The 12528-nt window shown below is 62.7% G+C and carries 9 protein-coding genes; 4 read left to right on the top strand and 5 right to left on the bottom strand.

The window, feature by feature from the left end:
- The first annotated feature begins 348 nt into the window (after window positions 1-348).
- From AUC43_RS08200 to AUC43_RS08190, 3 genes are all read left to right on the top strand, one after another.
- Complete coding sequence (locus AUC43_RS08200; protein WP_068191790.1) at window positions 349-1233, top strand: class I SAM-dependent methyltransferase; 885 nt, start codon at window positions 349-351, stop codon at window positions 1231-1233.
- A 71-nt stretch (window positions 1234-1304) separates the two neighbouring features.
- A complete protein-coding gene (locus AUC43_RS21250) occupies window positions 1305-2813 on the top strand; it encodes a GNAT family N-acetyltransferase (RefSeq protein WP_199243517.1) in 1509 nt (502 codons plus the stop codon).
- A gap of 7 nt (window positions 2814-2820) precedes the next feature.
- On the top strand, window positions 2821-3885 hold the full coding sequence (locus tag AUC43_RS08190) for an Ldh family oxidoreductase (protein WP_068191788.1): 1065 nt from the start codon (window positions 2821-2823) through the stop codon (window positions 3883-3885).
- A gap of 307 nt (window positions 3886-4192) precedes the next feature.
- Here AUC43_RS08190 and AUC43_RS08185 read toward each other — a convergent pair whose 3' ends face one another.
- Both AUC43_RS08185 and AUC43_RS08180 read right to left on the bottom strand, forming a co-directional pair.
- Window positions 4193-5044, bottom strand: coding sequence for a murein L,D-transpeptidase catalytic domain family protein (locus tag AUC43_RS08185; protein WP_233254133.1), 852 nt, complete (start codon window positions 5042-5044; stop codon window positions 4193-4195).
- Between the two features lie 165 nt (window positions 5045-5209).
- Window positions 5210-5887 carry a murein L,D-transpeptidase catalytic domain family protein gene (locus AUC43_RS08180; protein ID WP_068191786.1) on the bottom strand — a complete coding sequence of 226 codons (678 nt, stop codon included), beginning with the start codon at window positions 5885-5887 and terminating at the stop codon, window positions 5210-5212.
- Window positions 5888-6430: 543 nt separating this feature from the next.
- Here AUC43_RS08180 and AUC43_RS08175 point away from each other — a divergent pair.
- Window positions 6431-8812, top strand: coding sequence for an alpha-amylase domain-containing protein (locus AUC43_RS08175; RefSeq protein WP_199243516.1), 2382 nt, complete (start codon window positions 6431-6433; stop codon window positions 8810-8812).
- Between the two features lie 77 nt (window positions 8813-8889).
- On the opposite strand, the gene AUC43_RS08170 is transcribed toward AUC43_RS08175, so the two are convergent.
- From AUC43_RS08170 to AUC43_RS08160, 3 genes are all read right to left on the bottom strand, one after another.
- Complete coding sequence (locus tag AUC43_RS08170; protein WP_068191782.1) at window positions 8890-11154, bottom strand: TonB-dependent receptor; 2265 nt, start codon at window positions 11152-11154, stop codon at window positions 8890-8892.
- A 219-nt stretch (window positions 11155-11373) separates the two neighbouring features.
- Window positions 11374-11769 (bottom strand): hypothetical protein, encoded by a 396-nt coding sequence (locus AUC43_RS08165; RefSeq protein WP_068191780.1) that lies wholly within the window; start codon window positions 11767-11769, stop codon window positions 11374-11376.
- A gap of 69 nt (window positions 11770-11838) precedes the next feature.
- Window positions 11839-12528, bottom strand: a complete 690-nt coding sequence (locus tag AUC43_RS08160; protein WP_082684989.1) for a HupE/UreJ family protein — start codon at window positions 12526-12528, stop codon at window positions 11839-11841.

Below are 12528 nucleotides of genomic sequence, written 5' to 3'. Positions count from 1 at the left end.
TAAGGCCTTTAATCGTCAGGAATTCATACTAATGGAGCTGACACTTGCGCCTTGAGCTGCTCTAGTAATCGCTGCACCTTACTACAATGGCGGCCACAACGGCCACGGCCAACAGCGAGCCTATGCGCAGCGCCAGAAATACCCACGCCGGTAATTCGGGGTCTTTGGGAATTTTGAACATCTTTCTTTCTACGAAAAGCGCTTCCCAAGTGCCGTTGAGCTGAATGAGAAGGTGGGCTAAAACTGTGGAATTGCAGTGGTGGCCAGCCCGGCACATGAGGCTCCAAAGGCCAAAAACCACAGGCCGGAGCCCAGCCAAATCGGCCCTCCCCTACCTTTGCCCTTTCTATGTACGATTTCCTGACCACGAGCCCCTGGCCTGACTACGAGCTCATCGACTGCGGCAACTTCCAAAAGCTGGAACGCTTCGGCAAGTACGTATTGGCGCGCCCCGAGCCCCAAGCCATTTGGGACCCGCACCTGCCCCTGAAAGAATGGGAGAAAGCCGATGCCGCGTTTGCCCGCGCCGCCGGCTCCACCGAAAAAGGCCAGTGGCGCCTCAAGCCCGCCATGCCCGAGCAGTGGCTCATTGCCTACGAGCGGCCCGATGGACTCAAGCTCAAGTTCCGGCTGGGGTTGTCGTCGTTCAAGCACGTGGGGCTGTTTCCGGAGCAGGACCCCAACTGGCAGTTCATCTACAACCAGACCAAGCGGCGCCGCGCCGCGCAGCCGCGCGTGCTCAACCTGTTTGCCTACACCGGAGCTGCCACGCTGGCCGCCCGCGCCGCCGGGGCCGACGTCACGCACCTCGACTCGGTGAAGCAGGTCAACTTCTGGGCCCGCGACAACATGGAAGCCAGCCAGCTTGACGGCGTGCGCTGGCTGGTGGAAGACGCCATGAAATACGTGCGCCGCGAAGTGAAGCGCGGCAGCAAGTACCAAGGCCTTATCCTGGACCCGCCCGCCTACGGCCGCGGCCCCAACGGCGAAAAATGGCAGCTCGAAGACGAGCTCAACGAGCTGCTCAAACTCAGCCAGCAGCTGCTCGACCCCGCCGACCACTTCTTCGTAGTGAACCTGTACTCGCTGGGCTTCTCCGCGCTGATTCTCGACAACCTGGTAACCGAGATTTTTACCGGCGAGAAAAGCGTGCGCGAGCTGGGCGAAATTTACTTGCACGACGCCGGCCAGCGCAAGCTCCCGCTGGGCACGTTTTGCCGGTTCGCCAACTAGGGAAGCGAGCTGTAGCGTGCTCCGACGCCCGCTTTTTCGTTATACCGTCAGCTGCTTTACGTCTTTTAGCCATGCCCTATTCCATTCGTATGGCCACTCTGGGCGATGTACCGGCGCTCACGGCCCTCATCGAAGCCTCGGTGCGTCGGCTCAGCATAGGCTACTACACGCCGCGGCAAATTGAGAGTGCCCTGCAGTACGTGTTTGGCGTAGACACCCAGCTCATTAGCGACGGCACGTACTACGTGGCCGAAGCCGAGGGCCAGCTGGTGGGCTGCGGGGGCTGGAGCAAACGCAGCACGCTCTTTGGCGGCGACCAGACCAAAGCCGCCGAGGACCCATTGCTGGACCCGGCGCAGCACCCCGGGCGAATTCGGGCGTTTTTTGTGCTGCCGCAGTGGGCGCGGCGCGGCATTGGCCGGGCCATCATTCATTTCTGCGAAAAAGCGGCATACGAGGCCGGTTTTCGGCAACTGGAGCTGGCGGCCACGTTGCCCGGCGAGCCCTTGTACCGGGGCCTGGGCTACCTGGCCGACGAACATTTCGCCCTTACTTTTCCCAACGGGGAGCGCCTGCCCCTCATCCGAATGCACAAAGACCTCACCGCGGCCGTGCGCACCTCCTCTTACATGACCCAAATCCCCCATCGCCGCCTCGCGCTTATCGACCTCGGCACCAACACCTTCCACCTGCTTATTGTGGAAATGCCCGCCGTGGCCGGCGACAAGCCGCTGACCCTGCTGCGCACCAAAGCCGGCGTGCGCCTCGGGGAGGGCGGCATCAGCCAGGGCATTATCGCCCCCGAAGCGTATGCCCGCGCCCTGCACACGCTGGCCGGCTTCAAGGAGGAAATTGAGCTGCACGAAGTCAAGGAAATTCGCGCCACGGCCACCAGCGCCATGCGCGTAACCCGCAACGGGCCCGACCTGGTGCGCGACATTTTCGAGCAAACCGGCATCCAGGTCGATGTCATCCCCGGCGAGCGGGAGGCCGAGTTGATTTGTGCCGGCGTGCGCCAGGCCGTGGACCTGGGCGCCGACCCCAGCCTCATCATGGACATTGGCGGCGGCTCGGTGGAATTCATCGTGGCCAACCACAGCACCATTTTCTGGAAGCAAAGCTTTGAAATTGGGGCGCAGCGCCTGCTCGACCTCTTTTTCCCAGACCCCAGCGGCATTTTCCCGGCCGCCGCCGTCGAGGCCGAGCAGGAATATCTGAGCTCCGTGCTCACTCCGCTCGTTGAAGCGGTGCATCGCTACAAGCCCGTGAGCCTGGTGGGCGCCTCCGGCAGCTTCGACAGCCTGGCCGACATGCAGCTTGGGCGCTTGCGCACGGAATCGGAGCTGCCGCCCTGCACCGAGCTGGAAGTGGGCAGCTTCCAGGCTAGCCACCGCCACCTGCTCAGCGGCAACCACGAGCAGCGCCTGGCCCTGCCCGGCATTTTGCCCATGCGGGCCGACATGCTGGTGGTGGCGTCGGTGCTCATCGACTTTGTACTGGGCATCTCGGAAATCACCCGCATTCGCACCTCGGCTTATGCCCTCAAAGAAGGCCTGTTGGCAGAAATGCTCGCGGCCTAGCCTCCTCATGACCTTTTCCTACAACCAGCTTTTCGCGTTCACCGAAGCCATTTTCCGCAGCATCGGCTGCCCTGAGGCGGACGCCACCCTGGCCACCGAAACGCTGCTCTCGGCCGACCTGCGCGGCATCGACTCACACGGCGTGGCCCGGCTGGTGGGCTACGTGCGGCTCTGGGAAGCCGGGCGCATAAACCCCACGCCCCGGGTGGGTGTGACGTACGAAACGCCCAGCACGGCCGTAGTAGACGGCGACGGCGGCCTCGGCCTCGTGGTGGGCCCCAAGGCCATGCGGGTGGCCATCGAAAAAGCCCAACTGGTGGGCACCGGCTGGGTTTCGGTCAAAAACTCCAACCACTTCGGCATTGCCGGCTACCATGCCATGCTGCCCCTCGCGCACGACATGATAGGCGTGGCCATGACCAACGCCTCTCCCCTGGTCGCGCCCACTTTCTCCCTCGACCGCCTCCTGGGCACCAACCCCATTGCCGTGGCCGTGCCCGCCGGCGAGCAACCGGATTTCGTGGCCGACCTGGCCACCACCACCGCCGCCAACGGCAAGCTCGAAATAGCCCAACGCAAGCAGCTGCCAGTGCCCGAAGGCTGGGTGCAAAACGCCGACGGCAGCGGCTCGACCGACGCCAACGCGGTGAAGAATGGCGGCGCGCTGCTGCCGCTGGGCGGCGCCACGGGCTCGCACAAGGGCTATGCCCTGGGCAGTATCGTGGATATCTTCTCTGCCGTGCTCTCTGGTGCGAACTACGGGCCGTGGGTGCCGCCGTTCGTGGCCTTTCTGCAGCCCCCCACCGACCCGGTGGGTCAAGGGCTGGGGCATTTCTTTGGGGCCATGCGCGTGGATGCTTTTAGGCCCGCCGACGAGTTCAAGGCCCACATGGACAACTGGATTTCAACCTTCCGCAATGCCCACGCCGTGGAAGGCAAGAAGGTGCTGATTCCGGGCGACCCGGAGCGCGAAATGGCAGCCCACCGCATCTTGGAAGGCATTCCCCTCCTCGATGCCGTGGTGCAGGACCTGGAAGGCGTCGGCAAGAAGTTCGGCGTTAAGCTGCAGTAAGCCGTTGGGCTAAAATGCGACGGCAGCGGAGAAATTACTTTGAACCGCCCGCCTTTAATCGTGCATAAGTAACTGTAGTACGGTCATGCTGAGCGGAGCCGAAGCATCTCGCCCGCTTCGTTGAGCTAGCATTGATTACTACTGCGGTAGAGATGCTTCGGCTCCGCTCAGCATGACCGCCTTTTTCTAAACGCTTAATTGTGCGTGAGTTCTTATTTAGCTCAATTCGGCAAGACTACCAACTGAAAAAGAAAAGGCCCCGAATGGAAATCCATTCGGGGCCTTTTCATATGTTGGAATCTAAAATCTAGCTATGGTTAGCAGCCGTCGACGCGGTAGAAACCAATGCGGTGATGGCGGCGTCCTCGTTCAGGTATTTAGAGTTGTAGCTGGCGTCCGACCTGTTAATGAACAGGCAGGTGCCACCATGCACGGCGTCGATAATCTGGGCGTACTGGTCGAGCGGCAACGCCGGGCAGCCCAGGCTACGGCCCAGACGGCCGTTCTGCTTGATAAACTCTTCGCTCACGTAGTCGGCCCCGTGCATCACCACTGAACGGCTGGCCGCGTTGGTGTTGAAGCCTTCGTCGAGTCCTTCCAGGCGCAGGCTGCGGCCGTGCTTGCCTTCGTATTCCTTGCTGGTAGCGTAGAAACCGAGGCTGCTCATGTTGCTTTGGTCGGTGTTGGAGAAGTTGGTGGCTTCGTTCTCGCCGGAATTATGGCCGTGGGCTACCAGGGTATGAAACAAGGTTTTGTTGCTGCCCAAATCGAATACCCACAGGCGCTTCTCGGTAGAAGGCAAGTCGAAGTCGACCACCGTCAGCAGCTGCTTGTCGTCGGCGAGGCGGCCGGCCTGGCGCAGGTTGAGGTAGCCGGTCATGGCTTTCTCGAAGGTTTCGAAGCGCAGACCCTGCTGCTCCGCCCCAAGGGCGTCGTACGTAGCCCGCAGTTTTTGGTCGTACACTGCTGCGGCCGAAAAAGCTTTGCTCGGCAGGTGCAGCTCGTTGCGCGTACCGGCCATCGACTTCGATACCGGGCCGGCTAAGGGCGTGGCCAGAAACAGCGAAGCCAGAAAAGGCATCACCCGGCGCGCCAGACGGGCCCGCCGTTGCGACTTGCGTTTACGCTGTACTACGCTGGGCTGGTGCATAATTTTCATGGGTTAGCTGGTGTCTTGTAGAACCCGCAGCCGCACAAACAGCTACTGGCTCACCACCTTCTACGTGAGAACGCAGGTCGGTGGCTGGTTTACAACCTGTGAGGTGCCCAAAAGATTCCGCTTATGGGCCCGGGCGCCAGCTCAACGGCCCTGCCGATAGGTGCTTTATTCCCAGCCCCGCGCCAAAAAGCGCCGCCCGGCAGCCCGCCCATCTAGCCAGCGCGAGGTCAGCCTCGGGCCGCTTATCAGCAGCAGGCTGCCCACCCGCACCGAGGCAATAATGGCCTTGAACTGCTCGGGCGGCAGGGCCGGGCAGCCGCGGCTGTAGCCCAGGTGGCCGTGCTGCCGGATGTAGTTGGGGCTGGCATAGTCGGCGGCGTGCAGCACCACGTACCGGTCGTAGGCATTGGCGTTCTGGCCCTTGTCGAGCCCTTCGATGCGGCGCGAATAGCCGTGGATGCCGTCGTAAGTATCGGCGGTACGGTAGAAGCCCAGCGAAGTACAGGCCGATTTCTCCTCGTTCGAAAACCGGGTAGCCCGCACAGCTCCCGACCCTTCGCCGTGCGCCACCAGGCTGCGGTGCAGCACCTTCGCATGGCGCAAATCGAGCACCCAGAGGCGCTCCGTGGTATTGGGCAGGTCCATATCGGCCACGGCCAGCAAGCCGCCGCGCTCGATGCGCCCGGTGGGGTGCAGGGTGAGGTAGCCCACGCAGGCCTGTTCCAGCACGGCGGGGCGCAAGGCTGCCGCCGCGGGGCCCAGGGCCGCGTGAAGCTGCCGGATGGCCTGGCGCAAGGTGTCGGGCACGTTGGGCAGCGGGGCGATGGGCGTAAGCGCGAGCAAATCAGGCAGGGTCTCGTCAGCAGGAGTTGAAACTGCGGCTGGCCTGGTCGCCAGCAATGCGGCCTGAACTGAGCTTGGTAGCGCAGGGGCTTCGTCGGCGCGCACCTGGCAACTGCCTAGCCCCGCAACCACTACTGCAACCAAAAAGCAACGCCCCCAAGCCGACCACTTGGAAACAGCCCGAGTAGCACACAATTCAACCGATACAACCATTACTTGAAGGTACTGCTGGGAAAGAAACAGCCCAATATTTTCCTTGAAAAAAGGAGCATTTAAAATCTTTTGCCAGGGCCGCCGCGCTACTGCCCCTGCCCACTATATCGCAAAAATGGCTCTTCGTGGCAGGCACATAAACCCTTAATAATTATAAATAAATAAAATAAATATTTATTAAGGCAACGATTAAAAATATATGCCGTTTATTGGCAACTCCTGCGCGGAAATTCACCTTTTAATCTTAAAAATCAGAAGGATAGGCAAGCCATGCTTCGCCTAATACCATACAGTTTTTTCTTCATTTTTCACAACCAAAATTCCCACACAATGCCAAAATCTACTCCTCAAAATTTCATTCCCCGCGCGGCTCGGCTCCTGCTGATGCTGGCACTACTGCTTGGGCTGGACAACCAGGCGGCCCGGGCTCAAAAGGTGGTGCTGCAAGCCTTCTGGTGGGACTACTGGAACAGCAACTACCCCAATGGCTGGGCCAACTACCTGGCCGACCTGGCCCCCCGCCTGAAAACCATGGGCGTGGACGCCATCTGGATTCCGCCCACCATCAAAAACGGCAACCAGGGCAACGGCTACTCGCCTTTCGATAACTACGACCTAGGCGACAAGTGGCAGAAGGGCTTTTTGGCCACCCGCATGGGCACCAAAGACGAGCTGCTGCGCGCCGTGGCCGTGCTGCACGCCAACGGCATTGAGGTGATTCAGGACATTGTGCTCAACCACAACGACGGGGCCGGGTCTTCGTCGGGCGCCGGCGGCCAGGACCCGGCGGCCTACGACGACGGCACCACCAACCGCTACAAGAACTTCCGCTACGTGAGCTACGGCAAGCCGGCCGGCGACGAAAGCGCCGCCGACTACCTCTCGCGCAGCGGCCGGTTTTCCAAGAACTGGCAGAACTTCAACCCCAACCCCGGCAACAACACTACTTCGGGCGACTGGAACGCGCCCTACTTCGGCCCCGACATCAGCTACTACCCGGGCTCCAACGGCCTGAGCTCCAACGCCACCTACAACCCGGCCCAGGCCTCGGACTACATGCGCACCGGCAACCGTGACTGGCTGGTGTGGTACAAAAAGCAAGTAGGCTTCGATGGCGTGCGCCTCGACGCGGTGAAGCACTTCCCGGATTTTGCGAGCGAAGACTTCCTCTACAACCTGCAAAGCAACGCCGGCTGGGCGTCGGGCGGCGCCACCATGTACGCCGTGGGCGAATGGGTGGGCTCCTCAACGCAAATGGACCAGTGGTGCACCAACGTGAACAACCGCTCGGGCACGTTTGACTTCTCGCTGCGCAACGGCCTCTACAACATCGTGAGCCAGGGCGGCAGCTTTGACCTGGGCACCTTGCCCGGCTACCAGCAGGGCACGCGCGTGGTGCTCACCAACGGCACCTACGTGCACCGCACCGTGCCCTTCGTGAACAACCACGACACCATGCGGCCCCAGCTCGATGCCAACGGCAACTACATCGGCTGGAACACGGGCTCGGAGCTGGCGCCCCACATCGACCCGTTCGACCCGCGCTTGTCAGCTGCCTATGCTGCGGCCCTGGCCATGGACGGCTCGCCCATGCTCTTCTTCGAAGACCTGTTCAACGTGGGCAATACCAGCAAGCGCTACGCCCACAGCCCCAAAAGTACCGTGGACCTGCCCACCCGCGACGATTTGGTGAACTTGGTGTGGTGCCACCAGAACCTGCACTTCAAGGACGGCGCCTACAAAGTGCGCTACCAGGCCGCCGACCACCTCGTGATTGAGCGCAGCACCAAGGCCATCATCGGCATCAACGACAGCTACGCCACTTGGCAGAACAACACCGTGAGTTGCGACTTCCCCGCGGGCACCGTGCTCAAGGACTACTCGGGCGCCAATGGCACCGCCACCGTCACGGTGAGCGGCTCGCAAACGGTAGCCATCAACACGCCGCCGTGCAACGGCACGGCCGCCAGTGGCCGCCGCGGCTATTCCGTATGGGCACCCGTGAATGCCACCACCGGCTACACCCGGCCCGCGCTCACCACCAGCCAGGAATGGGAGTTGGCCGATGACCTCGGCGACCGCGACGCCCGCTCGCTGGGCCAGGGCGGCCAACTGCCCGCCGCTTCCACCGCCACGCGCAAAGCCGGCCGCATCTACGTGGCTTCTGGCAAGGCGATTACCTACAACCTCTACCCCACCGATGCCACCCGCAGCCTGAAGGTAGACGTGGTGAACAGCGCCGGCAGCATCGTGAGCAGCCTCACGGGCACGGGCACCCTCACCGGCTCCTACACCGTGCCGGCCGAGGGCTGGTACACGCTGCAGGCCAGCAACGCCTCTACCGCCAACCCCGCCCAGCGCTGCTTCGTGAAAGCCACCTACACCGCCCCCACCGTGGTAACGGGCGCCATGACCGGTCGCCGCGACGCAGCCGCACTGGCCGCCACACCCGATGCGCCTGCCGCCGAGATGAGCGTGTACCCCAACCCCACTTCTTCCGACCGCATCGACCTGGTGCTGCAAACCAACCGCGAGCAAACCGTCACCATCCGCATGTTCGACCTCACCGGCCGCCTCGTGCACGAGCAAGCCGCCCGCCTCTACACCGGCTCGAACGAGCTGCGCTTGTCCATCAGCAAGCCGCTGCCTTCCGGCATCTACCAGCTGGCGGTACCCGAGTTTAAAATCAGCCAGAAAGTCGCGCTTTACTAACCCCGACCGGGGCACCCACAAAAAGCCGCCCCGGGTAACTGGAGCGGCTTTTTTGTGGGTGCCCCGGTCGGGCGCAATTAGAAAAACATGCTCGCATTCACTTTCACATAGAATGGCGTTCCGGGGGTAAAGTGCAACTCATCCACCGCATTGGGCTCGTTGGGCAGGCGGGTGAGGGTGGCAAACTGGGCCTGGTTCCACGCTACGTTGAGCAGGTTTTCGGCGGTGGCGCCGACTTGGAAGCGTGGCGTGGTGTAGGCCACCACGGCATCGAGCAGGAAATAGCCGCGGGCCCGGATGCTGCCGTCGTCGTTGGCTGGGCGGCTATCAATATGGCGGTAGCGCAGGCTGCCGCTCAGGCCCCGCGCGTCCTTGTAGGTCAGGCCGCCGATGGTGGTGAAGGTGGGCGCCAGCGGGATGTAGTCGGCGCCGGGCGGCGCGTTCGTCTGGCGGCCGTGGTTGTAGTTCAGGTCGGTATCCAGGAACAGGCGGCGGCTGAGCTGGTAGCGCACGGCCAGGTCCAGGCCGTAGCGCTGGGTGGGGCCGGTGCGCTCCGTCACGCCCTCATCGCCGACGTACACCAGCTCGTCCTGCAGGTGCAGGCCCCACAGCGCGGCGTTCACCACCAGGCTGGGCACGGGCTTGAAGGTGCTGCCCACCTCGTAGCCGGTAGCGCGGGGCAGCACGCTGGCGGTAGCATCCCGAATCACGGCGCGGGCATCGTTGGAATGAAAGCCCAAGCCGGAGCGCGCAAACAGCTGCACAGCGGGCGACAGCTGGTAGTACACGTTTAGCTTGGGCGACACGCGGGCGTGCATAACCCGGCCCCGCAGCGGCTCCGGCGCCTGGCTGTTGTCGTTGGCCAGCAAGCCCCGGAAATCAAACGTAAAAACGTCGGCCCGCACGGCCGCGTTCACGGTGAGGCGGTCGGTAAGAGTCAGAGTTTCGTCGAGGTAGGCGTTCAGGTTTTGCTCGAAAAGGCGGCCCGTGGTGGTGGTATCGGTAATCACCCGGCGCACGGCGTGGCGCAGGTCCACCCGGGAAAAATCGTTGCGGGTGCCCAGGCCCGCCGTGGTGTGCAGGGTACGTCTGCCCACCCGCGTATCCCGGTCGTAGGTGCCGGTGTAGCCGAACAGGTGGCGGTCATCGGCCTGGTTGATTTCGTCGCCGTTCACCGGGTCGTGCAGAAAGAAGGTGAAGTTGGAATACAAACTGAAATCGTACTTGGAATAGTATACCTGCTGGCGCAGTACGGCATCGTGGCGCAGGGCAGTGGTGAGCACGGCCGAGGCGTTGGTGCGGCTGGTGCGGCCGCCTTCGCTGGGGTCGATGCTGCCGTAGCGCGAGATAAGGCCGTCGCGCACGCCGCGCTCCGGAATCTGGCCGCTGGCGTTCCACGTGGAGCTGAAGCGTGAGCCCAGCACTGTGAGCGAGGTATTGTCGGAGAGCCGGCCGGTGTATTTCAGCAGGCCGTTGAAGCGCTTGAAGTGCTGTTTGGCGTCGAAATACGAATTAGTGAAGTAGTACTCCGAGGCCACGTAGGCGCTTTCCGGCTGCCGGCTGAGCAAATGATGGCCGGCCCCGAGCAAGTCCACCATCACCAGGGCGCGGCGCGTGTCAAACTGCCCCACTTCGAGCTTGGCCTGGCTGTGCTCCAGCCGGGTTTTGGTCACAAAGTCGCCGGCGCCCGAAGTAGCAAAATCGCCGAAGCGGGCGGTGTAGGGGCCTTTGTATACTTTCAGTTGCTCCACCGTTTCGGGTATCACAAAATGAAAATCGGCGTAGCCCTGCCCGTGGGCGTGGCTCACCATGTTCACCGGCAGGCCGTCGATGCTCACGGCGAAGTCGGTGCCGTGGTCGCAGTCGAAGCCGCGCAAAAAAATCTGTTCGGCCTTGCCGCCGCCCGCGTGCTGGGCAATAAACAGGCCCGGCACCAGCCGCAGCAGGTCCTGGGCCGAACTCAGGGGCCGCAGTACCTGGTCGATATGGCTGATGGCGGCCAGGCTTTGGTTGGGGTCGCGCGGCTGGTTCACGGTCACTTCGCTCAGGTTGAGCGCGGCCGTGGGCAGGGCCACCGCCACCCGTTTGGTTTCGCCCGCGGCCAGGGTCACGGACAGGGCCTGCGCCCGGTAGCCGAGGGCGCCCACCCGCAGCGTGTAGGTACCGGCCGCGATGCCGCCGAGGTGGAAGTTGCCCCGGGCATCGCTGGTGGTGCCGCCTGGACGGCCGTCCAGGCCCACGCTCACGCCCTCCAGGGGCTGGCTGGAAGCGGAGTCGGCCACGGTACCGCGCAGCGTAGCCGGGCCTTGAGCAAACGATACCTGGGAGAAAAAGAAGGCCATTACCAATAGGCCCAGGCCACGCACTGCCGGTCTAAAGCGGCAGGCTTTCAGTAAAGTATTAGAAATCATAGAGACGGAAAAGCGACACCGGCCGGGCACTATCAGCCTGGCTTAAAGGTGTTCGTTTAAGGATAAGTGAAGGCGATGCCTGGCTTGGCAGCAAGGACATCTGGTGGCCCCGGCGGGTGGGAATTCCCCCTGACGGAAGCCGCAATCAACTTATCCCCAGCGGGGCGGTGGGTAATCGCGGCCCGCGAACCCAGCAACCAGGACGGCCCCTTTTTCGACCGGCTGGCCAGCCCCTGCCGGTGGAAATACCCGCTGCGGGTGCTGGACCTCCTGCGCCAGGGCACAATGCACGTCCAGGCCTTTCAGCTGCGCGAGAAAGTGCAGGCCTGTGCCCGTAGGCACTTTCGTTTTCACTGCCTGCTGGTGGCCGTTGCACTGCTCAAAGCAGTCGAGGCGCAGGTAGTTCTGCTGCTGGCAGTTCTGGCTGTGCACGTAGGGATGCGCCGCCGAAAAAGCCGGCGCCGCCGGCCGGCCCACCACCAGCCCCGCCCCCACCACCAGCAGGTAGTTGGCCAAAAGCAGCAAGGCGAGCAGCGTACGCAGCATAGCAATTAAAAAATCGATAGAAATAACTACCAAATAACGGCGTATTCGAATGGTTGGGCCGGGAGGTTCTCAGGTAAAAAATACCCGCTCCACCGTCCAGTAAGCCGCCACCAAGCCGATGGCCACCGACACGGGCACCACCACGCGGCGCTTGTACCAGCTTTTATCGGCCGCCCAGCGCCCCACCACGGCCCAGGCCAGCAGAATCACGGAGACCTGGCCCAATTCCACGCCCACGTTGAAGGAAATGAGCGAGCCGAAATAGTCCTTGGCCGGCAGCCCCAGCCCGGTTAGCGCGCTGGCGAAGCCCATGCCGTGCACCAGCCCAAAGCCAAACACGATGGCCACCCGCCACGGATTGAGCCGGTCGGTGATGATGTTCTCGATGGCCACAAACAGGATGGACAGCGCAATAACTGGCTCAATAATCGCGGCGGGCGGCCGGATAAAGCCGTACATGGCCAGCCCCAGCGTGATGGAGTGCGCCACGGTGAACGCCGTGGCCTGCAGCAGCACGGGCTTGAGCCGCGGCTCGAGCAGGTAGAGGCTGATGATAAACAGAATGTGGTCGAACCCCAGCGGAATGATGTGGGTGAAGCCCAGCCGCAGGTAGGTCCAGAAAATCTCGGTGCGCGAAAGCTTGCTCAGGTCCACATCGAGCACGTGGGCCGCCGCGGGGTGGGCCAGCAAAGCGAAGGCCAGCACGACCAGCCCGGCCGGAACCGCGCGCTTGGGCGAGTTGAGCAGCACAGCACGCAT

The sequence above is a fragment of the Hymenobacter sedentarius genome (genome assembly GCF_001507645.1).
GTDB lineage: Bacteria > Bacteroidota > Bacteroidia > Cytophagales > Hymenobacteraceae > Hymenobacter > Hymenobacter sedentarius.
Note: the sequence above shows the minus strand (reverse complement) of the source record. Positions and strands in the feature narration are given on the sequence as shown.